This window comes from Actinocrinis puniceicyclus (assembly GCF_018283645.1).
GTDB lineage: Bacteria > Actinomycetota > Actinomycetes > Streptomycetales > Catenulisporaceae > Actinocrinis > Actinocrinis puniceicyclus.
Genome location: NZ_JAGSXH010000056.1, coordinates 1 through 23,101, shown reverse-complemented (window position 1 = coordinate 23,101; position 23,101 = coordinate 1). Strand labels below are relative to the sequence as shown.

At 71.9% G+C, this 23,101-nt stretch carries 20 protein-coding genes and 1 pseudogene; 11 read left to right on the top strand and 10 right to left on the bottom strand.

What is annotated here, in order from left to right:
* Genes KGA66_RS16525 through KGA66_RS16510 form a run of 5 tightly spaced genes read left to right on the top strand, consistent with a single transcriptional unit; the run spans position 1 to position 7,021 of the window.
* A complete protein-coding gene (locus KGA66_RS16525; RefSeq protein ID WP_211469022.1) occupies positions 1-1,263 on the top strand; it encodes a hypothetical protein in 1,263 nt (420 codons plus the stop codon).
* A complete protein-coding gene (locus tag KGA66_RS16520) occupies positions 1,260-3,734 on the top strand; it encodes a serine/threonine-protein kinase (RefSeq protein WP_312886944.1) in 2,475 nt (824 codons plus the stop codon). The genes KGA66_RS16525 and KGA66_RS16520 overlap by 4 nt, the downstream gene beginning before the upstream one ends.
* Positions 3,731-4,891 (top strand): protein phosphatase 2C domain-containing protein, encoded by a 1,161-nt coding sequence (locus tag KGA66_RS30180; RefSeq protein ID WP_312886943.1) that lies wholly within the window; start codon positions 3,731-3,733, stop codon positions 4,889-4,891. Before KGA66_RS16520 ends, KGA66_RS30180 begins: the two co-directional genes overlap by 4 nt.
* Positions 4,885-6,195: a vWA domain-containing protein gene (locus KGA66_RS16515; protein WP_438822048.1), complete on the top strand. Its 1,311-nt coding sequence runs from the start codon at positions 4,885-4,887 to the stop codon at positions 6,193-6,195. Before KGA66_RS30180 ends, KGA66_RS16515 begins: the two co-directional genes overlap by 7 nt.
* 22 nt (positions 6,196-6,217) lie before the next feature.
* Positions 6,218-7,021, top strand: coding sequence for an FHA domain-containing protein (locus KGA66_RS16510; RefSeq protein WP_211469020.1), 804 nt, complete (start codon positions 6,218-6,220; stop codon positions 7,019-7,021).
* Positions 7,022-7,191: 170 nt separating this feature from the next.
* Here the strand turns inward: KGA66_RS16510 and KGA66_RS16505 are convergent, their stop codons facing one another.
* Both KGA66_RS16505 and KGA66_RS16500 read right to left on the bottom strand, forming a co-directional pair.
* A complete protein-coding gene (locus tag KGA66_RS16505; RefSeq protein WP_211469019.1) occupies positions 7,192-7,437 on the bottom strand; it encodes a DUF397 domain-containing protein in 246 nt (81 codons plus the stop codon).
* Between the two features lie 234 nt (positions 7,438-7,671).
* The gene (locus tag KGA66_RS16500) at positions 7,672-8,550 is read right to left on the bottom strand and encodes a Sco1979 family transcriptional regulator (protein WP_211469018.1); all 879 of its coding nucleotides are present in this window, start codon (positions 8,548-8,550) and stop codon (positions 7,672-7,674) included.
* Positions 8,551-8,660: 110 nt separating this feature from the next.
* Between KGA66_RS16500 and KGA66_RS16495 the strand changes: the two genes are divergently transcribed.
* Entirely contained in the window at positions 8,661-9,500 is an 840-nt protein-coding gene (locus KGA66_RS16495; RefSeq protein WP_211469017.1) for an SAM-dependent methyltransferase, read from the top strand.
* A 124-nt stretch (positions 9,501-9,624) separates the two neighbouring features.
* Here KGA66_RS16495 and yczR read toward each other — a convergent pair whose 3' ends face one another.
* A complete protein-coding gene (yczR, locus tag KGA66_RS16490; RefSeq protein ID WP_211469016.1) occupies positions 9,625-11,109 on the bottom strand; it encodes a MocR-like transcription factor YczR in 1,485 nt (494 codons plus the stop codon).
* 440 nt (positions 11,110-11,549) lie between these two features.
* Between yczR and yczE the strand changes: the two genes are divergently transcribed.
* Entirely contained in the window at positions 11,550-12,155 is a 606-nt protein-coding gene (gene yczE / locus KGA66_RS16485) for a membrane protein YczE (protein WP_369015886.1), read from the top strand.
* 41 nt (positions 12,156-12,196) lie between these two features.
* On the opposite strand, the gene KGA66_RS16480 is transcribed toward yczE, so the two are convergent.
* A complete protein-coding gene (locus KGA66_RS16480) occupies positions 12,197-12,649 on the bottom strand; it encodes a DUF1003 domain-containing protein (RefSeq protein ID WP_211469014.1) in 453 nt (150 codons plus the stop codon).
* 34 nt (positions 12,650-12,683) lie between these two features.
* Positions 12,684-13,028, bottom strand: a complete 345-nt coding sequence (locus tag KGA66_RS16475; RefSeq protein WP_211469035.1) for a hypothetical protein — start codon at positions 13,026-13,028, stop codon at positions 12,684-12,686.
* Between KGA66_RS16475 and KGA66_RS16470 the strand changes: the two genes are divergently transcribed.
* Together KGA66_RS16470 and KGA66_RS16465 are read left to right on the top strand one after the other, a co-directional pair.
* Positions 12,972-13,736 carry a phosphotransferase family protein gene (locus KGA66_RS16470; RefSeq protein ID WP_211469032.1) on the top strand — a complete coding sequence of 255 codons (765 nt, stop codon included), beginning with the start codon at positions 12,972-12,974 and terminating at the stop codon, positions 13,734-13,736. The two genes, KGA66_RS16475 and KGA66_RS16470, sit on opposite strands and share 57 nt — an antisense overlap.
* Before the next feature lie 113 nt (positions 13,737-13,849).
* Positions 13,850-14,065, top strand: coding sequence for an FmdB family zinc ribbon protein (locus KGA66_RS16465; protein ID WP_211469013.1), 216 nt, complete (start codon positions 13,850-13,852; stop codon positions 14,063-14,065).
* Between the two features lie 16 nt (positions 14,066-14,081).
* Here KGA66_RS16465 and KGA66_RS16460 read toward each other — a convergent pair whose 3' ends face one another.
* The gene (locus KGA66_RS16460; protein WP_211469012.1) at positions 14,082-14,975 is read right to left on the bottom strand and encodes a MerR family transcriptional regulator; all 894 of its coding nucleotides are present in this window, start codon (positions 14,973-14,975) and stop codon (positions 14,082-14,084) included.
* A gap of 179 nt (positions 14,976-15,154) precedes the next feature.
* Between KGA66_RS16460 and KGA66_RS16455 the strand changes: the two genes are divergently transcribed.
* On the top strand, positions 15,155-16,645 hold the full coding sequence (locus tag KGA66_RS16455; protein WP_211469011.1) for an aminopeptidase P family protein: 1,491 nt from the start codon (positions 15,155-15,157) through the stop codon (positions 16,643-16,645).
* Between the two features lie 129 nt (positions 16,646-16,774).
* Entirely contained in the window at positions 16,775-18,064 is a 1,290-nt protein-coding gene (locus KGA66_RS16450; RefSeq protein WP_211469010.1) for an NsdA family TPR-like regulatory protein, read from the top strand.
* 292 nt (positions 18,065-18,356) lie between these two features.
* Here KGA66_RS16450 and KGA66_RS16445 read toward each other — a convergent pair whose 3' ends face one another.
* The 4 genes and pseudogenes from KGA66_RS16445 to KGA66_RS16430 all read right to left on the bottom strand — a co-directional run.
* Positions 18,357-20,471: a SpoIIE family protein phosphatase gene (locus KGA66_RS16445; protein ID WP_211469009.1), complete on the bottom strand. Its 2,115-nt coding sequence runs from the start codon at positions 20,469-20,471 to the stop codon at positions 18,357-18,359.
* A 341-nt stretch (positions 20,472-20,812) separates the two neighbouring features.
* Complete coding sequence (locus KGA66_RS16440) at positions 20,813-21,568, bottom strand: trypsin-like serine peptidase (RefSeq protein ID WP_211469008.1); 756 nt, start codon at positions 21,566-21,568, stop codon at positions 20,813-20,815.
* Positions 21,569-21,777: 209 nt separating this feature from the next.
* On the bottom strand, positions 21,778-22,779 hold the full coding sequence (hpnH, locus tag KGA66_RS16435) for an adenosyl-hopene transferase HpnH (protein WP_211469007.1): 1,002 nt from the start codon (positions 22,777-22,779) through the stop codon (positions 21,778-21,780).
* A 5-nt stretch (positions 22,780-22,784) separates the two neighbouring features.
* Positions 22,785-23,101 (bottom strand): annotated as a pseudogene (locus KGA66_RS16430) (hypothetical protein); the annotation flags it as partial.

The following is a 23,101-nucleotide window of genomic DNA, read 5'->3' as shown; positions in this document are numbered from 1 at the left end:
GTGTCCGCGATGCTCTTTCCCGCTTCCGGCCCGCCGACCCGCGAGGCCGTGGACGCCGAACTGGCCCGGCTCGGCCAGGACGCCGCCAGGGTCGCCGAAGCGCTGCTGGAACTGGCCGATCACCCGGGCTACAAGCTGCTCGACAGCGCCCCGCTCACCGGGATCACGGCCCAGCGCTGGCAGCGCGCCGCCGCCCGCATCGCAGGGCTCTGGGACGACTACACCGCCTTCCAGGACGTGCTGAACCGGGCGGCCGAGATCCGCGGGCGGCGCGCCAAGCCGCGACCCGAGGAGCTGACCGCGATCGCCGAGCTGCTGCGCGGCAGGTCGATCACGCTGTCCACCAAGCCGCTTGCGCTCTCCGAACGCACCCTTCTCGGCCCGAGCACCGTGAGCCAGAGCGCCACACTGGCCGAGACGCTGCACCGGATGAACACCGATTTCCAGCTCGCCGCCGACTTCGTGACCGCGGCGGACGCGGCCTGGAACCGCCTGTTCCAGCAGGCCGATCCGCTCCAGGAGCGGCTCAAGCAGGCGGCGGACGCGGTGCGGGAACTGGGCGAGCGCGGCCCGGCCGTCGAACTGGCCGGCGTCGGCGACGAATACGCCGGGCTGCGCCGCGAGATCTTCGCCGACCCGATCGGCGCCGCAGCCCCCGGCAGCGACCTGCCCGCGCGTCTCGAGCGGGTGAACCGGAATCTTCAGGCGGTGGCGGCGGCCGTGAGCGGGGCGGCCGACCTGCGCGCCGGCTTCGAGCAGCGGGCCGAGCGCCTCTCCCGGCTGATCGACCGGATCGCCGACGTGGAGGACGCCCAGCGCGCCGCGGCGGCCGAGGCACGGGAGAAGATCCTGGTCGGCGCGCTGCCCGCGCCCACCTCCCAGGCCGCGGCGCTGCGCGCGCGGCTGGCGGCGCTCGGCGAGCTGCGCGAACGCGGGCTGTGGCACCGGCTGGCCGGGGAGGCCGCCGCGCTGGACGACGCCCTGGAAGCGGCGCTGGCCGCGGCGAACCGGGTGCACCAGGCCGTGGCCGGGCTGCTGGAGCGGCGCGGGGAACTGCGCGCGAGACTGGCGGGATACCGGGTGCGCGCGGCAAGATCGGGGGCGGCGGAGGATCCTCGGCTGGAGGCGCTCTACGGTGCGGCGCGCGACCTGCTGTGGACCAAGCCGTGCGATCTGGCCGCGTCCACGAGGGCGCTGGCGGCGTACCAGAAGGCGGTGCTGGCCCTGGACCAGCCCGGCCGAGGGGGAGGAATCCGAGCGTGAGCGGGGTCGAGTGCGGCCGGGCCGGCTGCACCGGAACGATCGAGGACGGATACTGCGACACCTGCGGGCTCGCGCAGCGTGCGCCGTCACCGTCACCGGCAGCTGTATCGGCTCGGCCGGCGGCTGCCGCGGCCTCACCGGTCCCACGTGTGCCGGGTGTGTCGGGTGCGCCGGGAACGTCCGGGGCGGCGCGCTGTTCCCGGCCCGGCTGCGGCGGCGCGATCGAGGACGGATACTGCGACACCTGCGGGATGGCGGCCGGACTGGCGGCCGCGTCCCCCGCGGCGGGCAGCGGATCCGGCGCGTCCGGCGCGGCCGCACCGGCGCGCGGCGGGACCTCTTCCACGCGTACCGGAACCTCCTCGGCGCGCACCGCGTCCGGCCGGGCGCGCAGCTCGGCGGTGTCCGCGCGCACCGCCGCCACGCGCAGCGGCCCGACCACCCAGGGCTCGCGTTCCACCGGACGCGGCGGGCTGGGCCTGGGCCTGGTCGAGATTCCGCAGGTCGAGTACCGCGACCCGGGCGAAGCGGTGCTGGCGGACCCGCAGGTGCCCGAGCACAAGCGCTTCTGTTCCAAGTGCGGCACACAGGTCGGCCGCTCCCGGGACGGACGCCCGGGGCGCACCAGCGGCTACTGCGCCAAGTGCGGCGGTTCGTACGACTTCAACCCCAGGCTCGCCCTCGGCGACCTGGTCGGCGGCCAGTACGAGGTGCTCGGCTGCCTCGCGCACGGCGGACTCGGCTGGATCTACCTGGCCCGGGACAACAACGTCTCAGGGCGCTGGGTCGCCCTCAAGGGCCTGCTGGACAGCGGGGACGCCGACGCGCTGGCCGCCGCCGTGGCCGAGCGCCGGTTCCTCGCCGAGGTCGAGCACCCCAACATCGTGCGGATCTACAACTTCGTGCGCCACCAGCTCGACGACTACATCGTCATGGAGTACGTCGGCGGCAAGTCGCTCAAGCAGCTCGCGCTGGACCACCGCGGCGAGCACGGCGCGCCGCTGCCGCTGGAGCGGGTGCTGGCCTACGCGATCGAGGTCCTTCCGGCCTTCGGCTACCTGCACTCGATCGGCCTGCTGTACTGCGATTTCAAACCGGACAACGTGATCCAGTCCGAGGAGCAGCTCAAGCTGATCGATCTCGGCGCGGTGCGGGCCTTCGACGACGATGACTCCGCGGTCTACGGCACCGTCGGTTATCAGGCCCCGGAGATCGCCGAGCGGGGGCCGTCGATCGAGTCCGACCTGTTCACCGTCGGCCGGATGATGGCCGTGCTCTCCTTCGACTTCAAGGGCTTCACCTCGGCCTTCGCCACCACCCTGCCTTCGCGTGAGAGCGTGCCGGTACTGGTCGAATACGAGTCCTTCGACCGCGCGCTGCGCCGCGCCACCCATCCGCGGCGCGAGCGGCGCTTCTCCTCGGCCGCCGAGATGGCCGCCCAGCTCACCGGCGTGCTGCGGGAGGTGCTCGCGCTGCGCGACGGCCTGCCGCGCCCGGCTCCCGGCGCAATGTTCACCGGTGAGCGCATGGCCGTCGGCACCGACCTGCGCCGCCCGGGGGGAAGGCAGTTCGCCGCCGCGCTGCCGATCCCGGCGGTGGACCCGACCGACCCGCACGCGGGCGTCCTGGCCACCCTCGGCGGCAACCCGGGACAGGTCATCAATACCCTCAACAGTCTGCCGAACCCGTCCACCGAGGTCTACTATCGCCTGGTGCGCGCCGAGATCGACAACGACCGGGTCGAGGAGGCCGCCGACTGGCTCGACCTGCTGCAACAGCAGGACCCTTACGATTGGCGGGTGCTGTGGTACCGCGGTCTGCTGGCGCTGATCCGTGAGGACGCCGCCGCCGCGCGCGCCTTCTTCGAGTCCTGCTACGACGAGCTGCCCGGCGAGCCGGCGCCCAAGCTCGCGCTGGCCGCGTCCGCGGACCTGGCCGGCGACGACGCCACCGCGCTGCGGTACTACCGGCTGGTCTGGACCGTGGACAGGTCCTACGCCACCGCGGCCTTCGCGATAGCCCGCCTGCGGACCGCGCAGAACGACCACGCGGGCGCGGTGGAGGTGCTCGGCCAGGTGCCCGAGTCCTCGATCCACCGCACCGCCGCCGAGCTGCAGGCGATCACGACCCGGCTCGGCTCCCCGGGTTTCGCGCAGTGGGTCACCTCGGCGCAGCTGCACGAGCTGGGCAGCCGCGTGGACGCTCTCGGCCTGGACGGCGAGGCGCACGCGTCGATGGTGTGCCTGGTGCTGCGCGCGGCGCTCGACTGGCTCACGGCCCGGCCCGCCGCCGCCGCGGCCGGCCGCGATGTCGCGCAGGGCCGCGTGTTCGACACTGAGCTGACCGAGCGCGGCATCCGTCTGGCCCTGGAGCGCGCCTACCGTGCGCGCGCCCGCATGGCCCCCGACCGAAGGAGCCGGATCGAACTGGTGGACCAGGCCAATGCGTTGCGACCCAGGACCCTGCTGTGAGCGGCGAGCCGGCGCACGGCGGCGGGCGGGAACAGGGCGCGGCGCAGGCCGCGCGAGGACCGGTCTGCGCCGCCTGCGCGGCGTCCGTGCAACCCGAGGACGGTTACTGCGAGGCGTGCGGCGCCGATCTGCTGGTGCGCCGCGCCCCCGGGCCCGGCGAGGCCGCGGCTCCCTGCCCCGACTGCGGCGGCACCTCGTTCACCGACGGCTACTGCGACCAGTGCGGCCGGCTCGCGCCCTCGCCGCGCGACCGCTGGGAGCGTGACCTGCACATCGTCGCGGGGGTGAGCGACCGGGGACTGCGGCACAGCCGCAACGAGGACGCCATGGCCTTCGCGGTGATCGGCGAGGGCACCGAGTTCCCGGCGAGCGTCGTCGTGGTCTGCGACGGAGTGTCCAGCTCGGTCGACCCGCAGCGCGCCTCGCAGCTGGCGGCGGACACCATGGTGGACCTTCTCGTGCGGGCGCTGCGGCGCGGAGAGCCGGCCCCGGTGGCCCTCAGCGCCGCGATCGAGGCGGCCCAGCAGGCGGTCACCGCCCTGGCCGACGAGTACCCGGACCGCGCCAACGCGCCTTCCTGCACGGCCGCCGCCGCCGTCGTGGAACGCGGCCGGATCACCGCGGGCTGGGTGGGCGACAGCCGCGTCTACTGGCTGGCCGCCGATCCGGCGGCCTCGTGCCGGCTGACCGACGACGACACCTGGGCCGGGCAGCTGATCGCCGGGGGAGCGGTCGACGAGGCCGAGGCGTACAAGGCGCCGCACGCGCACGCGATCCTGCGCTGGCTCGGGCCGGACGCCCCGCCCGAGCCGCCGCACGTGCGCCACTTCGCCCCCGGCGGGCCGGGCCTGGTATTGGTATGCAGCGACGGGTTGTGGAACTACGTCTGGGACGCCACGGACCTGGCGGCCCTGGCGCGCGACGGCCGGGACGGGCTGGCCGCAACCTGCGCCGCGCTGACCGCGGTCGCACTCGACGGCGGCGGTCAGGACAACATCACCACGGTGCTCGCCCGGCATCCGCCGTACACCCCGGCCGAGCCCGAGCCCGAGACCGAACGCGAGGTCGAGGCCGCGCAGACGCTGCGACTGCCGCCGGCGCCCGAGGGGGCGGCACCGCGCACCACAGTGCACTACGACGAGGGGAGCGCATCGTGAGCACGCCGGATCTGCCGCAGTTCAAGGTCGCCGTTTATCAGAACGAGTTCCTGCCCGAAGGCGCCGGCGAGGTCAACGCGATCGTGACGGTGACCTCGTCGGGTGCGGCCGGGCCGTCCGCGGCGCGCGCGGCGCAGGTCATCATGGTGGACTGCTCCGGCTCGATGGACTATCCGTCCACGAAGATGGAGGCGGCGCGTCAGGCCACGAACGCCGCGATCGACGCGATCCGCGAGGGCGTGCCGTTCGCCGTCGTCGCGGGGACGCATGTGGGCCGGATGGTTTTCCCGTCGACCGAGTACCTGGTCGCGGCGGACGCCTCCAGCCGGGCGGCGGCCAAGGCGGCGGTGAGCCGGCTCACCCCCGGGGGCGGCACCGCGATCAGCCAGTGGCTCGCGCTGGCCGACCGTCTCTTCACCGGCCACGAGCAGGCCATCCGGCACGCGATCCTGCTCACCGACGGCAAGGACGAGCACGAGAGCCCGGACGACCTGGGCCGCGCCATCGCCCGCTGCGAGGGCCGTTTCACCTGTGACTGCCGCGGCATCGGCACCGACTGGGTGGTCGCGGAGCTGCGCCGGATCGCCGGCGGCCTGCTCGGCACCGTGGACATCGTGGCCGACCCGAGCGGCCTGGCCGGGGACTTCCGGGCGATGATCGAGGGCGCGATGGGCAAGGCGGTCGCGGACGTCCGGCTGCGGCTGTGGTCGCCGCAGGGCTCGACGATCAAGTTCGTCAAGCAGGTCGCGCCGAGCGTGGTGGACCTGACCGGCCGCAGGGTGCAGACCGGGCCGCTGGCGGGGGACTATCCGACCGGGGCGTGGGGCGCGGAGTCCCGCGACTACCACGTCTGCGTCGCGGTGCGGCCCGGCTCGGTCGGCGACGAGATGCTGGCGGCCCGTGCCTCGCTGGTGGCGCTCGACGGCTCCGGACAGGCGCAGTCGCTCGGCCAGGGTCTGGTGCGCGCCGTGTGGACCGGTGACGCGGCGCTCTCGACCAAGATGAACCGGCAGGTCGCGCACTACACCGGGCAGGCGGAGCTGGCCGATGCGATCCAGGAGGGCCTGGAGGCGCGCAAGAACGGCGATTACGACACCGCGACGGCCAGGCTCGGCCGCGCGGTGCAGCTCGCCGCCGCTTCCGGCAACGAGGACACCACCAGGCTGTTGGCCCGGGTGGTCGACGTGCAGGACCCGGTCACCGGCACGGTCCGGCTCAAGGCGCGGGTCAGCGACGCGGACGAGATGGCGCTGGACACCCGCTCCAGCAAGACCGTCCGCGTCGGCAAGGGCAATCAGGGCTGAGGTCTGACTCGTGGAGGCTTCGATGGCGCGTTGTCCGTCAGGGCACGAATCGCAGACCACCGATTACTGCGACACCTGCGGCGCGGTGATGGGCGGCGCGCCGGTCACCGCTGTGGCGCCGCTGGAGGGCACCGCGCTGCTCTCGGGCGGCGGCGCGCCGGGGGAGGGAGCCGGGGAGGCCTCGTGTCCGCAGTGCGGGGCCGAGCGCGGCGGCCGGTTCTGCGAGGAATGCGGATACGACTACGAAATGGCGCAGCTGCTGCCCCCCGAGCCGGTGGCACAGCCGTCGCAGACGCCGCAGTCGCAGACGCCGCAGTCGAGCGGCCCGGTCGCGGCCCCGCAATCCGTCGCCGAACCGCAGTCCACGCCGCCGGCCGCCGCGCCGGTTCAGCAGGCCGGGCACGAAGGGGCGGTGGGCCGCGCGCCGACGGGGGTCGTGGTCACCGCCGACCGCGACTACTACACGGCGCAGGTCGAGCGCGGTGACATCGTCGAGGACGAATTCCCGTTCCCGAAGTACCCCGTCGAGCGGCGCTTCGCCTTGGACGGGCAGGTGCTTCGGATCGGCCGCGCGTCCACCGGTCGCGGCATCGCGGTGGAGATCGATCTGACCGGTCCGCCGCTCGATCCCGCCGTCTCGCATCTGCACGCGCAGTTGCTGCGCGGCCCGGACGGCGGCTGGCGCGTGGTGGACCTCGGTTCCGCGAACGGCACCAGGCTCAACGGCGCCGAGCAGCGGCTACCGGTGGAGACCGAGGTCCCGGTCAACGCGGGGGACCGGATCCACGTGGGCGTGTGGACCACGCTCACGCTCGAAGAGTTCTGATCCAGCCCGCGCTGTAACGGCACAGCCCGCCGCCGGCGCGGTGCGCGGACGGGTTTCGAACGGAACCTGCGCTCTCCCGTTGCTTTCGCATGTGCGCCTGCCCTTGCGCCTGCGGGCGCCGCCCGGTCCCCGCACGGACCGGGCGGCGCGGGGTGCGCCGATCCCAGGGATCAGAGCACGTCGTCGAACTCGCCGTCCTTGATCGCGGCCAGGAACGCGGCGATCTCGGCGCGGGTGTAGATCAGCGCCGGACCGTGCGGGTCACGCGAGTTGCGCATGGCCACCTCTCCGCCGGCCAGCGGCGCCAGCTCGACGCAGTTGCCGTTGTACCCGCTGTGGCTGCTCTTTCGCCATGCCGCGCCGACCAGCAGATCGGCTGACAACCCATTGATGAGCGTGGTGGTTTCCTCCGCCATGATCTCTCACTTTCCGACCAACCTGCACGGTCCGTCTGCATGAGTCACTTGCATGTGCACTTGCCCCCCGCACGCAAAGTAGCACCGGGTGATGAGAATGCATACGAACACCTGAGAATCAGGATCTTGCGTCAATGGGTCGGCAGCCGCATCTCAGGCGGTCGCGGCGGCGAACGCACGCACGATCCGCGGCCTGGTGGAAGGGCGGACGCCGGCTGCGCTGAAAACGCCCTGTCAAATCTCCTCGCGGGCCTTGAGCAGGATCTGCCGGCTGCGCGCCGGGGTCTCGGCCTCCACGGCCAGCCGGTCGAGCGCCCGGCTGTAGATCTCGATCTCCTCCGGCTTCTCCAGGTACAACGCGCCGGCCAGGTGCTCGACGTACACGATGTCGGAGAGCTCGGGCTCGCCGAAGCGCAGCAGCGTGAACGGGCCCTCGGCGCCGTAACCGCTGGTGTGGTAAGGCACCACCTGCAACGAGATGTTCGCCAGCGTCGTGACCTCCAGCAGGTGGTCGAGCTGCGCGCGCAGCACCCTGGCACCGCCGAGCCTGCGGTAGAGCACTGATTCGTCGATGACGGTCCAGAGCCTCGGCGCGTTCTGGCCCAGCAGCACCTTCTGCCGCTGCATGCGCAAACGCAGTTTGCGTTCGGCGTCGACGTCCGCGTTCTCGGGGCGGCCGCGGCTGAGGATGGACAGGGCGTAGTCGCGGGTCTGCAACAGTCCGGGGACGAACTGCAGCTCGTACACCTTGATCTGCGACGCGGACTCCTCAAGGCCGATGTAGTCCTCGAACCACTTCGGCATCAGGTCACTGTAAGCGTGCCACCAGCCCTGCACGTTGGACTGCGCGACCAGGTCGAGCACCTTCGCGCGCTCCGCCTGCTCGGTCACGCCGTAGAGGGTCAGCAGGTCCGCCACGTCGCGCTCCTTGAAGCCGACGCGCCCCGACTCCATGCGGCTGAGCTTCGATTCCGAGCCGCGGATGCTGTAGGCGGCCTCGGCCCGGGTGATCTCGGCCCGTTCCCGCAGCCTGCGCAGCTGCGTTCCCAGAATGAGCCGGCGCACGGTCGGGCCGGTCGGCGGCACACCGCTCTGCTCGTCGAACGTGGCCATCAGGACCCTCCCTAGGACTGCGGTCGCGCGCTTACGATGTTATTACGACCACTTACGCTAAGTTAAGTGCGAGCAACCATCCGGTTGTGCGGACAAGGCGGGAGAACGCAATGGCCGACAACGCCACCGTCGCTGCCAAGCGCACGGTGCCGGTCGGCGTCGACCCCACCCGGGCCAGCATCGCCCGCGTGTACGACGCCTTCCTCAACGGCAAGGACAACTACGAGGTGGACCGTGAGGTCCTGCGCCAGGTGCAGAAGGCGGCCCCGGAGGCGGTCGACCTGGCCACGGAGAACCGCGGCTTCCTGATCCGCGCCTGCCGGTTCCTCGCCGCGCAGACCGGGATCGACCAGTACCTCGACTGCGGGTCCGGCCTGCCGACCGCGGAGAACGTGCATCAGGTCGTGCAGCGGATCAACCCGCAGGCCGGCGTCGTCTACGTCGACAACGACCCGGTGGTGCTCGCCCACGGCCGCGCCCTGCTGGAGGAGAACGAGAGCACGCACCTGGTCTCGGCGGACATCTTCGCTCCGCGCGAGGTGCTCGGGCACGGGGAGGTGCGCGCCCGCATCGACTTCTCCCGCCCGCTGGTCTTCCTGCAGATGGGCACCCTGCACCACTACAACGGCCCGCGCGAGCAGCCGGCGCGGATCATGCGGGAGTACATCGACGCGCTGCCCTCGGGTTCGTACGTGGCGATAAGCCACTTCTTCGACCCGCAGAACGAGTACAGCCCGGTGGCCCGCAAGATGGAGGAAATGTTCGTACACAGCATGATGGGGTCCGGCACGTTCCGCACGCGCGCCGAACTGGAGGAGCTGTTCGACGGGCTGGAGATGGTGGATCCGGGCCTGACCCTGTGCGCCGACTGGTGGCCGGACGGCCCGCGGATCAAGCCGCTCAATCAGGTGCAGCGCTGTATAGCCGGCGGCATAGGCCGCAAGCCCTGACGGACCCGGACCCGCCGGCCGGTGCGGTGACCGCGTCCGGCGACCGCGTGCGTGGATCTCAGCCCTTATCACGCGGCGATCCCGGTGATCCGCGCGAGCGCCCGTCCGTCAGGCCACCCGTCCGTCAGGCCACCAGGTCGGCGCGGTGGTCGGCGGCGTGCCGCGGACCCGGTACCGCGCGCGCCAGATCGAGGCGCCGTACCGCTTCGCGCAGCAGATCCGGCGGCTGCACATACGGCAGGCGGATGTAGCGTTCGAAGGTGCCGGGGTCCGCGCCGAAGCGAGGACCCGCGTGCAGGAGCAGACCGTGCGTCTGCGCACGCTGCGATAGCGCGGTGGCCTCCTCCCGGTCCATCCGCAGCCAGAGGCACAGGCCGCCCTCGGGAACCCGGTAGGACCACTGCGGAAACGTCTCGTCGATCGCCTGCATCAGCGCCGCGCGCTGTTCCCGCCAGGCGTGCCGGTGCTCCTCCAAATAACCCTGTTCGCCGCGCAGCACCGCGGCCGCGGCCAGTTGGTCCAGGACGGGCGAACCCAGATCCATCGCGGCGCGCGCCGCGGCCAGTTCGTGCACGATCCGCGCCGGGGCGCGCAGCCAGCCGATCCGCAGGCCGCCCCAGAACGACTTGGCCATCGAGCCGCACACCAGCACCGCCTCCGCGTCGGCCGGCCGGATCGTCGCCACGAACGGCGGCGGCACCGCGGTGTCCAGGGCCGCCTCGGTGATCGTCTCGTCGGCCAGCAGCCAGGAGCCGGCCCGCCGCGCCGCGCGCGCGATCGAGCCCTGAGTGTCCGGATCCATCAGGTACCCGGTCGGGTTCTGGAAGTGCGGGATCAGATACGCCAACCGCGGCCGCAGCTGGGCCAGCGCGTTCTCGTAGCCGCCGGGCACCCATCCGCCGTCGTCCAGCGGCACCGGTATCGCTCGGGCGTGCGCGTTGCGGAAGGTGTCCAGCGCGTTCGGGTACGTGGGGCTCTCGACGAGCACCCGGTCCCCGGCGCCGCACAGCAGCCGCGCCACCAGTGTGATCGCACCCTGAGCCCCGTTGGTCACCAGGATCTGGTCCGGCGAGGTGGGCAGGCCGCGAGCGGTGTAGTTGTCCGCGACCGCCTCGCGCAGCGCGTCGAGCCCGTACGGCAGGTAGCCCCCGGCGTCGGCGTGAGCCGGAAACTGCTCGGCGGCGGTGCGCAGCGCGCGACGCAGCACGCTCAGCGGCGCGAGCGGCGCGGCGAACATCAGGTCGATCACGTCGCCGTCGCGGCCGTCCGCCCGCCAGCCGCTGTTGTTGCGGGCCGCGCCGTCCGGCACCGAGACGTAGCTGCCCGAGCCCTGCCGACTGACGGCGAACCCTGATTCACGCAGCAGCGCGTAGGCGGCGGTCACCGTGGTGCGGCTGACCCCGAGCGCGGCGCTCAGTGTCCGCTCGGCCGGCAGCCGGGTGCCCAGGGCCAGGCGCCCGTCCAGGACCAGCCCGGTGAGCCGTTCCGCGAGCGCGGCCTGCAGCGGCCTGCCGCCGACGCGCCCCGCGGCGTGCCCGTCCGCGCTGCGCCATGGCCCGAGCCGTTGGGCCAGTTGGCCGGCTCCGACCGTCGTCGTCACGGCAGGCATCAGGCCACCTTCTTCGAATTGGCTATCGAGTACCGGTCCAATCTTTGACCAGAATCGCATCACCAGGCCAGATCCTCAAGGTTTGGCACTCGCGATTCGGCAGGGGAGCGACGACGATGGCCGCATTCAGTGGCGCCGCGCTCGGCGAGAGCGCTTTCGACGAGCGCGCGGCCGGCGAAACCGCGTTCACCGGCAACGCCGGGCTTGCTGGAAACGCTGTGTTCACGAGAGATACGGTGCTCACCAGAGACGCCGTGCTCACCAGAGACACGGTGCTCACCAGAGACACGGTGCTCACCGATGCGCTGGAACGGGAACTGGCGGCGCGGCGGGGCGAGCGGATCAGCGAACCGTGGGACCTGCGCCGCGGCTACGGCCACCTGCGGCGCCTGTGGTACCGGGCCCGCTCGGCGGCCGGCGCCACGGTACCGCGGGAGAGCGTGGCCTCGCGGTTGCTGCAGTTGACCGCGGGCCTGGTGCTCTACGGCGTGAGCGAGGCATTGATGCTCGCCCCCGCCGTCGGAGTGGATCCCTGGGACGTGTTCCACACCGGGCTCGCGCGGATCACCGGCATTCCCGTGGGGACGGTCCTGATTCTCGTCGGCGGACTCGTGCTGCTGCTGTGGATTCCGCTTCGGCAGCGCCCCGGCATCGGCACCGTGGCGAACATCGTCGTCATCGGCGCCGTCGTCGACGTGATGCTCGCCGCCATGCCGGCTCCGCACGCTCTCTGGCTGCGCTGGGCCGTCTTCGTCGCGGGCGTGGGTCTCAACGCCCTGGCCACGGGCCTCTACATCGGTGCCGCGCTCGGCCCCGGGCCCCGAGACGGCCTGACCACCGGCCTGGCCGCGCAGGGCCGCTCGATCCGTGTCGTGCGGACCGCGATCGAACTGTCCGTCCTGGCCGCGGGCTGGATGCTGGGCGGGGACGTCGGCCTCGGCACGCTGGTTTATGCGCTCGCCATCGGTCCGCTCATGCACGTCACCGTGCCCTGGTTCAGCCGCGACAGCCGCGACAGCCGTGTCGCCGCCGTGGCCGCCGCGTGATCAGTGACCGCCGCCGGTTGAGCCGGCGCCGCCGCCCCGGCTCAGCACCCGACCTCGATCCCGACCTTGGCGGCCAGCGACCGCAGCACCACGTCCTGGGCGGCCAGGTGCGCGGCGAGTTGCTCCTGCCCGTGCAGCAGCGCCTCGGTGTCCTTGTACGTCGCCTCGGAGCGCTTGTCGGCGGCCTCCGCCTGCACGTTCTGGCCGACCATGATGACCGACAGCAGCACCAGCTGCAGGAAGGTCTGCGCGATCCACGAGATGATCGCGGCCGTGCCCGCGTTGATCGCGGCCGGCAGGCTGATCAGGTCGAACAGGCCGAAGGCGTAGGCGCACCACATGCTGCCGACGACCTTGGTGATGGCGATGGCCAGCCGGGTGTTGAAGCGGGCGACGCCGCTGCCGGTCGGATGCTGGTCGACCACCTTGACCGGGCCGTGCGCCTTGCGGTGGTCGATGTGCGGATGCACCACGTGGATGTAAAGGCTGCTCATGGTTCGGCTTCCCCTCAGTCGCCGTCGCCCGCGCTCATGTCGCGCCGGACGGAAAGTCGAGACAGGCTAGCGGCAACGGCGCAGGACGCGATACCCGAACGGTGAATCCGTGATGCAACACCGGAATGCCCGTTACCGGAGTGTCGTCAGACGGGCGCCCGCGCAAGATGCCGCGGATCGGGACTCCGAGAAGAGTGGTGGTGGGCACGCCCTGTCGTCGACGGTCCGTGCCGTGAGAGCACGAGGCCGCCAGGATCTGGACGCTGTCAGCCGCGCGGGCGCGCGCGATAATCCGGGTGACGTCGTCGGTGATCCCGCGATAATGGCCGACGTGCAGGGTGCCCGCGAAGAGGCCGAGGTCGAGGTCGTCGTCGCTCATCGCGAGCGCGCGACCTTGCGCGTCGGAGAGGTGTTCCTGAAGATCGACGCCGACCAGGCGCGCACCGATGTCGAGGTCGAGGCGATGGCGATGGCGCCGGTCCCGACTCCGCGGGTCCTGTGGCGCAAGCCGCCCGTACTCGCGCTCGCGGCCTTGCCGGGGACGGCACTGGGGCGCCTCGGCGAGCCTTCGACCGCGTCGGCGGCGGCGTGGGCCGCGGCGGGTGCGGCCGCCCGGATGCTGCACGACGCGCCGTCGCCGCCATGGGCCGGCCGCAGCCTCGACCAGGTCGCATCGCGCCTCGACGGCGAATGTGAGTGGCTCCTTGCGAACGGCGTGCTTCCCACGGACCTGGTCACGCGCAACCGCCGGGTCGCCGAGGCCGCGCTGCGGTGGTGGACGCCGGTGTTCACACACGGCGACCTGCAAGTCGCCCACGTGTTCATCGACGGTGACGAGGTCACCGGCGTGATCGACTGGTCCGAGGCGGGCCCGGGCGATGCCCTGTTCGACCTCGCCATCTTGACGCTCGGGCACCAGGAGCGCCTCAGCGACGTCGTAGCCGGATACGGCGCAGACGTCGACCTGGACGTGATCCGCGGGTGGTGGTCGTTGCGCAGCCTGGAGGCGATCCGCTGGCTGATCGAGCACGGCTTCGACCCGTTCGCGCCAGGCTGCGAGGTCGACGTGCTCAGATCCCGGCTGTGAGACCGCACAAGCCCGCAGGCGCCGGCGACGACTGCCGCTCGGCCGCGTCGATTGCGTAGGCCGACGGCCGGTCCCACTGGCTGCCGCGGTGCTCGGACGGCTAAATTGAGGCTATGCCGCGCTATGAGTACCGTTGCCGCTCCTGCGGCGCCACGTTCGAGAAGACCCGCCCGATGAGTGAGGCCTCCGCGCCGATCGACTGCCCCGGCGGACACGCCGACACGGTGAAGCTGTTCTCCATGGTCGCCGTCGGCGGTCTGGCCAAGCCCGCCGCGGCCCCGTCATCCGGCGCTTCCGGCGGCTGCTGTGGCGGCGGCTGCTGCTCCTGACCCGGCCGGCCCGATCTCACCAGTAGCGGGGTTGGTGGGGGATGGTCTCAAGGTCCGCGTAGAGCAGGTCGCGTTCTTCGTCCTCGGCGATGTCCTCGGCCACCGCGAGGGCCTGGTCGGTGGCGGCGCGGGCTTGATCGGGATCGCCGGCGACGGCATGTGCGCGGGCCAGGGCCTCGTGGGCGAAGGCGAGATCCCAGTCGCCGATCCGGTTCCCGGTGCATATGTCCAGCACCCGGTGGGCGTGGTGCAGCGCCGGCTCGGGGCGGCCGAGCACGGCGTAGACGCGGGAGATCTGCCATTCGCCGCGCGCCAGATTGGCGGCTGTCGCGGTGGGTGTCTGGCCCCAGTGATAGCGCGAGGCGTGGGCGGTGTGGATCATGCGGTCGTCGTCGTCGCGGGTGCGGTGCTCCATCTCCAGCAGCCGCCACGTCTCGTTGAACAGTTGCGCGGCCAGCATGCGCTGGTCGGTGACAGTGCCCGTACCCGGCGCGCTCTGTGCGGTGGCCGGGCCGGCGGGCATGGTCTGCTCGGTCATGGCGGGGGCGATACCTTCCTTGAGCAGGTGGTCGATGCGGTGCAGGGCGCCGCGTAGGCGGCTCACCCGGGCGTCGAGCTGACGCCGGTGCTCGGCCAGCAGACGGTCGAGGGCTGCGATGTCGCCTTGCTTCCACGCAGCGACACCACAGCGCACGCGCTCCAGCGGCAGTTCCAGGGAACGCAGCAGCCCGACGAGGGCCGCCTCGGCGAGCTGGCCGGGGTGGTAGAGGCGGTATCCGCTGACTTCGTCGACCGCTGCCGGGCGCAGGAGCCCGATGCGGTCGTAGTGACGCAGCGCCTTCGCGCTCAGGCCGCTGCGCCGCGCCATGCGCCCGATCGTCAGAAGAGCGTCCGGCGAATCTTGCCTCATGCCGGCCACGCTACGACCTTGCCCCGTGGCAAGCGCAAGGGGAAACGCTGCGTGGCATCCGACGCTACGTCTCACACACGGCCTGGACGGCATGGCGGATCCCGCTAGGCTGCGATAAGGACCGGGCGACGCCTACGGTCCGTACACCGTACCCACCCTCGGTAAAGAGGAGCTCGGCAGTGAGCGAGCAGCGCAGGCCCGACAAACCGCTCAAGGGGCGCAAGAACGGGCTCTACCCGGGCATCTCCGACGAGCTTGAGGAAGGGATGCGGCGCGGCTGGAGCGACACGGAGCGCGGCGACCTGGAACCGTCCGAACACTCCGGGTACGCCGCGAAGCGCCGCAAGGCCGTCAGCGCGGCCTTCCCCGGCGAGCGGATCATCATCCCGGCCGGGCGGCTCAAGACCCGCTCCAACGATGTGGACTACGGCTTCCGGGCCGCCAGCGACTACGCGTACCTCACCGCGGACCAGACCGAGAACAGCGTCCTGGTGCTTGAACCGCGCCCAGACGGCGGCCACGCCGCGACGCTCTACCTGCTGCCGCGCTCGAACCGGGAGAACGGCGAGTTCTGGCTCGACGGACAGGGCGAGCTGTGGGTGGGCCGCCGCCGCTCGCTCGCCGAGGCCGCCGCCGAACTGGGCCTGGAAACCTGCGACAGCCGCGAGGCCGCCGAACGCATCGCGCAGGCCGTCGCCGCCGCCCCGGACACGGTCACCCGCATCCTGCGCGGTCACGACGCCGTGCTCGATGCGGCTCTCGACCAGGCCGGCGCGGCCTGTCGCCGGTCCGCCGAGGAGGCGGCCCGGCTCGACGAGGAACTCAAGGCCTTCATGCACGGCCTGCGGCTGGTCAAGGACGACTGGGAGATCGAGCAGCTGCGCCGCGCCTGCGAGGTCACCGTGCGCGGGTTCGAAGACGTGGTGCGCGAGCTGGCGCAGGCCGTGGCCACCTCGGAGCGCTGGATCGAGGGAACCTTCTACCGCCGCGCCCGCGTCGAGGGCAACGACGTCGGCTACAGCTCCATCTGCGCCGCCGGCCCCAACGCCACCACGCTGCACTGGACCCGCAACAACGGCGCCGTGCGGCCAGGCGAGCTGCTGCTGCTCGACGCCGGAGCCGAGACCGAGGCCCTCTACAGCGCGGACGTCACCCGTACCCTGCCGATCTCCGGCACCTTCAGCGAGATCCAGCGCCGCGTCTACGACGCCGTCTACGACGCGCAGGAGGCCGGGATCGCCGCGGTCGGGCCCGGCGCCCGGTTCCGCGACTTCCATGAGGCCGCGCAGCGGGTGCTCGCCGAGCGGCTGATCGAATGGGGTCTGCTGGAGGGCCCGCTCGAGCGCGTCCTGGAGCTCGGCTTGCAGCGCCGCTACACCCTGCACGGCACCGGGCACATGCTCGGCCTCGACGTGCACGACTGCGCCGAGGCCCGCTGCGAGGACTACGTCGACGGCACGCTGCGCCCCGGCATGGTGCAGACCGTGGAGCCGGGACTCTACTTCCAGCCCGACGACGAGACCGTGCCCGCCGAGTACCGGGGCATCGGCGTGCGCATCGAGGACGACATCCTGGTGACCGCCGACGGCAACGAAAACCTTTCCGCCGGGCTGCCGCGCCGGGCGCAGGACATCGAGCGTTGGATGGGTTCGCTCACCCATCCCGCATGACAACCATCTGAGATGCGTACCTTGTCAGCGTCGTTTGGACGTATGAAAGGGACTTCATAGGCGTAGCTTCAACACCAAAGAGTGACTCACGCGCAACACGGCGTCACTCAGGGCCCTACTGTCACCCTCGTGACCGTACCAGCCGCACAGCGCGTGCCCAACCACACGCTCAAGGCCATCCGACTGTCGATGCGGATGAGCCAGAGTGAATTCGCCTCCGCCGTCCGCCATGCCGGCGGCGTGCTCGGTGAGCCGAATACTTGCAACAAACGCTTGGTGCAGAAGTGGGAGTCGGGCGAACACACGGAGTGCCGCCCGAACTACAAGCGGGCCCTGCAGGCGGTGACCCGCACCCCGTACGAACAGCTCGGGTTCTCAGGGTCCCCGCCGCCGCCCCCGGACACCCCGCTGTCCACCGGGAGGCTGATCGGCGCGCAGCGGCGGCCGTCCGAGCCGCCGCCCACCTCGGCCGGGGAACCGGGAGACCGGCTGCGATTCGCCCTGGAACGGCCCGAACAGGCCGACCAGGAGGCGATAGCCATCGTCGAGACCAACACGGCGCGGCTGTTCGCGCTCGAACACCACCGCGCCGCGCGCACCCTGGCCGGCGCGGTCAACCGGCATCTCGACGACATCTCCACGCTGCTGGCCGGCACCCGGCGCGACCCGCTGCGCAAGCGGCTGGCCGCGGTCGGAGGGCAGGCCGCCGCCCTGGCCGGCTGGTTGGCGTTCGACCGCGGCGACGTCGCCGGGGCACACCGGTACTGGGACAGCTCGCTGGCCGCCGCGCGCTACGCCTCCGACAGCCCGCTGCTGGCCTGCGTCCTGACGTACCTGTCCTACTCCTCGGCGGAACGCGGCGACCCGGCCACCGCCTGGCAGCTGGCGCACACCGCCGTCTCGCACGCCGGCCCGGACCGGCGCGCCCGCGCGTGGATGTCGGCGCGCGCCGCGGAGGAGGCCGCGCAGCTCGGTGAGCGCGCGGCGGCGCTGTGCGAGCTCGACCGCGCGCTCAAGCTGGGCTCAGACCTGCCGCAGCCGACGCCCAACGACGACACCCTGCCGTGGACCCGCTTCTTCGACACCAAGCTGCTGGCCGGGACGGCGGCGAACGTGCACGGCAGGCTCGGCGACGCGCGGGCTTCCATGGACGCGGCCGAGTGGGCCATGCGCTCACTGGGCCACGAGCAGGTCAAGGGCCGGGCGGTGGTGCTGGCCGAGGTCGCCTGCGCGGCGGCCCGGGTCGGGCAGCTCGACCTGGTCGCGCAGACGGCCGTTGAGGCCGCGGATCTCACCGAGGCCCTGGAGGTCACCCTTGCCCGGCGCAAACTGCGCAGGCTGCTGCAACTGCTCGCGCCGTACCGGGCGTCAGCGGTGGCGCGCCGCGTCTTGGAACGGCTTGACGCCCTTGAGAACTGACGCGGCGTCGACTCGCGCGGCGAGAGGGAGGCAGGTGGGCAGGTTGAGCCGCCGTCCATATGAGCGGGCGCGCCGTCTCTGCGTTGCGGTCCCCGTGCACGCGGATTCGATGTTGCAGCACGGCCTGGCGGGAGTCGACGAGCGGAGCGGCGAAGGTGCCGTACGCATCCGGCCGTCCCTGACCCAGTCGTGCCTTACGCAGCCGCTCTCCGGGAGTGCTCCGCTCGGTACGCCGCGCGGAGCACTCCCGGGAGACGCGTGTCACCGTCGAGCCCGCAGCCGTGCCGGTCGATCAGAACTCGGAGTCCGCGTCGAGCCGCAGTTCGAACCAGACGGTCTTGCCGGTGGTGGTGCGCCGGGTGCCCCACCGGCTGGAGAGCTCCTTGACCAGGTGCAGGCCCCGGCCCCCGTCGTCGTCGTCCGCGACGGGACGCAGCCGGGGCACGGCCTCCGAACCGTCGTGCACCTCGCACAGCAGGCTGCGGTCACGCAGCAGCCGCACGCTGATCGGCCCCTCGGTGTACAGCAGCGCATTGGTCACCAGCTCGCTGGTGAGCAGCTCCGCCGTCTCTCCCAGTTGTCCCAGGCCCCAGCCGCCGAGGGTGGCGCGCACCGTGCGACGGGACCGCGCCACCGCCGGCGGCTCCGGTTCCACCATCCACTCCACCGTGGACGAGGACGGCAATCCGCGCACCCTGGCCACCAGCAGCGCCGCGTCGTCCAGGGTGCGGTCCCCGCGCAGGCCGGAGATCAGGCCGTCGGCGATCGCCTCCAGCGGCATCGTCGGGTCCTTCACCGCCTCGGCCAGGTCGCGCAGCCCGTCGTCTATGTCCCGGCCGGGGGCGCGGCTCTCCACCAGCCCGTCGGTGCACAGTATCAGGAGGCTGCCATCGGGAAGCGGCACGTTCCGGCTCTCGAAGGCGTGTCCGCCGACGCCCAGCGGCACGCCCGCGGGCAGCTCCAGCTGTTCGGTGCGGCCGTCCGGCCAGACCACCAGCGGCGGCACATGCCCGGCTCTCGCTATGCACACCGCCTGCTCGGTCGGGTCGTACACCGCGACCACACAGGTGGCGAAGTGCGTGGTGGCCAGCGAGCCGCCCAGGTGCTCCATCAGCTCGTCGAGATGGCGCAGCACATCGGCCGGTTGCAGGTCCAGCGCGGCCAGGGTCCGGGTCGCCGTGCGCAACTGCCCCATCACCGCGGCGGCGCGCACTCCGTGGCCCATCACGTCGCCCACGACGAGCGCCACCCGTCCGCCGCCGAGCGCGATCACGTCGTACCAGTCGCCGCCGACACCCGTCAGGTCGCTCGCGGGCAGGTACCGGTGCGCGATGTCGATGCCGGCGTGGTAGCCGGAGTCGTCCGGCAGCAGCGCCCGCTGGAGCATCAGCGCGGTCTGCCGCTCGTGCGAGTACAGCCGGGCGTTGTCGATGCACAGCGCGGCCCGGGCGGCCAACTCCTCGCCGAGTACGCCTTCGCCGGGGGAGAAGGGGCGTCTGCTGGCGTCGCGGGCGAAGACCGCCAGGCCCAGCACCGCGCCGCGCGCCACCAGCGGCACGATCAGCAGCGACTTGCCGAGGAACAGCGCCGCGGCCTCGTCGTCCAGCCCGCTGCAGATCCGCTCCGCCGTCGCCGCGTCGATCTCGTGCAGCGTGCGCGAGCGACCGGTGGCCAGCGCCTGCGCCAGCGGGGTGCCCGCCTGGTAGGTGACGGTCGCGCCGACCGGGAACAGGTGTGCGCTCTCGCGCACCAGCGGCGCGGCGGCCAGCCGGCGCAGCACGGTCCCGCTTCCCGCGGGCCGGTCCGGCAGTTCGAAGTCCTCGGCCACCGACTCCAGCACGGCCACGCTCGCCGAGTCGGCGAACCGCGGGACGGCCACCTCCATCAGCTCGGCCGCCGTCGTGGCCATGTCCAGCGTGGAGCCGATCATCGTGTTGGCGTCGGTGAGCAGTTGCACCCGGCGCATCATCGCCACGGTCGCGGCGTGCTCCTGGAACTGGCTGATCGCCTCCAGCGCGGACTGCGCCGTGCCCAGCGGGGCGTCCGCGACCGCCGGTTCGGTGCCGGGCAGGTCCGCCCGACCGGTCACCACGACCAGCGCGCCCGGGCGGCCGCGCCGGTCCTGGATCGGCTGCCAGCCGCACTCCACCGGGTGGGTGCCGCCGTCGGCGTCGAGCAGCGACAGGGCGCCGGACCAGGTGCGTCCGGCCAGCACGGAGCCGAACAGCTCGTCGACCGCGGCGCGGTCGTCCGGCCGCACCAGCAGCGCGCGAAGCCGCCGCCCGCAGGCCCGGGACGCCGAGAGGCCGAACACGGCCTGGGCACCCCGGCTCCAGGAGGTGATCCTTCCGTCCGGACCCAGCGTCAAAGTGGCGGGCCACGGGCGGTCGCGTGCGGTAGAGGCCATCGCGGTGCCGCCGTTTCGCGCGTGCCCAAATAGTTGTCGGGTGATCGGTACGGTAGCACACCTCCATGTCAGGGCAGTGGGTCGCGCGGTAGCTCGATCAAGCGTTCGCGTGGTCGGGCGCCCGCGCCGCCTCCCATTTTTCGGGTCGAAACCGCCGAAATGCAAGGCATGCCCGGAGAGTGAGGCTGCGGAGGGCCACTCGCACACCTGTGGCGCGGCTTCACACCGCCGTCGTCCGCGCAGCTCACAGCGTGCGTTCGCCGTGTCCACAGGCACGAATGCGCGCCGCTGTCCGGGCCGTGCGTACGTTGCGCCCGCGCGACAAGACGCGCACACGCGCGTCAGCCGACCGCCTCGGCCTGCCTGAACAGAGCGGCGACCGTGTCGCCGAAGTATGCGCTGTACGAGATGTCCGGCGTCTCCCCGCCGAGCTGGTAGCCGCCGATCACCCCGACGACGGTGGAGCGGCCCGTGGCCGGATCTACGCCGGCCAGGAACGGCCCGCCGCTGGTCCCCTCCGGGAAGCCACCGCAGTCGAACTCCAGTTGCGTGGCGGAGAACAGCTTGACGGGCGCCGTGCAGGTGACCGGCCGCTGCGCGTCCAACGGGTACCCGACGACCTGCGTCATCCCGCCCACCGAGGCATCGACCCCCAACTCGTCGGCGCCCACGACGTCCTGGATCCGCCGGCCGGAGCCCGGTTGACGCACCACCAGGAACGCCACGTCATAGTCCGGGTCCGCGTCGTCGATCCACTGCGGCGCCACCAGGGCCCTCGCCACCTGCCAGACCCCGTAAGGCTGCACGCCGTCGTGATATCCGGGCACGAACTCGACGCCACCGACGTAGGCGCCCGCGTACGTGTCGTACACACAGTGCGCCGCGGTCGCCACGATGTCGCCACCGCTGCTGGCGACCACGCTGCCCGAACAGAAGTGCGCCCCGGTCCCGTTCCCGTCATACGGGAACAGCGCGCCGACCTGCGGCAGTCCCGCGAAGGGCACGCCCGTCGCCTGCTGCGCCCCGTGCGGCAGCAGGGCGCCGAACCTCGGCCCGGACGAGCCGGCCAGCGGCCGCCCGAACGCCGTCTGCTGCATCGAATCCGCCAGGTACCGCGGCGCGCGAGGACCGGTCCCGCCGTGCGTTCCGGTCCGCCCCTCGGCCAGAAGCGCTCCGACCGCGCCCACAACGAGAGCGCCTGAGCACAGCACGGCGGCGACATAACGTCGCCGCCGCTTACAGCGTCTCGCGCGGTGCGGTCCGGATGCGCGCATCTACCTCTCGCCGTGCCGTGTGGTTCTGGCGGTCAGCCACGCATCGCGCGCAGTGACTCCTTCAAAGACGACGTCGTGGCCAGCACCGCGGTCGGCTCGTAACCACAGTGCGCCATGCAGTTCGCGCACCTGTCGTCCTTGCCGCGGCCGTACTTGTCCCACTCGGTGGTCTCGATCAGTTCCCGATACGTCTTCACGTACCCGTCGTTCATCAGATAACACGGCCGCTGCCATCCGAACAACGAATAGGACGGGATTCCCCACGCCGTGCACTGGAAGTCCCGCGTGCCCTCCAGGAAGTCCAGGAACAGCGGGGAGTGGTTCAACCGCCAGCGCTTGCGGTTGCCGTCCGCGAACGCCTTCTTGAACAGCTCCCGGGTCTGGGTGACGCCGAGGAAGTGGTCCTGATCCGGCGCCTTCTCGTAGGCGTAGGCGGGCGAGATCATCATCTGGTCCACGCCCAGCTCGTCGTTGAGGTAGTCCAGCACGTCGATCACGGCCTGCGGGGTGTCGTTGTTGAAGAAGGTCGAGTTCGTGTTGACCTTGAAGCCCTTGGACTTGGCCAGCTTGATCGCGTCGACCGCGCCCTGGAACCCGCCCTGCTTGTCCACCGCCTCGTCGTGACGCTCCTCCAGCCCGTCGATGTGCACGACCCAGGCGAAGTAGGGCGAGGGCTCGAACTTGTGGATGTGCTTGGGCAGCAACAGCGCGTTAGTGCACAGATACACGTACTTCTTGCGCTTGATCAGCTGGCGCACGATCTCGTCGATCTGCGGGTGCATCAGCGGCTCGCCGCCCGCGATCGAGACCATCGGCGCCCCGCACTCCTCGATCGCCCCGACCGCCTGCTCCACCGGCATCCGCTGCTTGAGCACCGAGGCCGGATGCTGGATCTTCCCGCAGCCGGGGCAGGCCAGATTGCAGGCGAACAGCGGTTCGAGCTCCACGATGAGCGGGAACTTCTTGACGCCCTTGAGCTTCTGCTTGAACAGGTAAGCGCCGATCCGCGCGGACTGCCGCAGGGGAATGGACAAGACGATCAGCTCCCAGTGATTGCATCAGAGACCGCGCTCGCGTCAGGGCCCGTACTCGCCGCGACCACGGCCCCGTCTACCGCTTCTGAACCAAGGTCGGGTTCAGTATCGGACGCGCGCGCCGTCGCGGGCGGCCGCCGCCCGTCCCCGCTGCGCCGAGCGGCCGAGAGCGGCGGCATGGGCGGCAGGGCGAACTTGTAGGACTCCTCCACGCCCGGCGGGTCCTCGCGGCGCACCGGGCCGAGCCCGGCCAGCGCGTCGGCGACCTCGTCCACCAGCTTCGGCGGCGCCGAAGCCCCGGCGGTCAGGCCCACCGACCGCG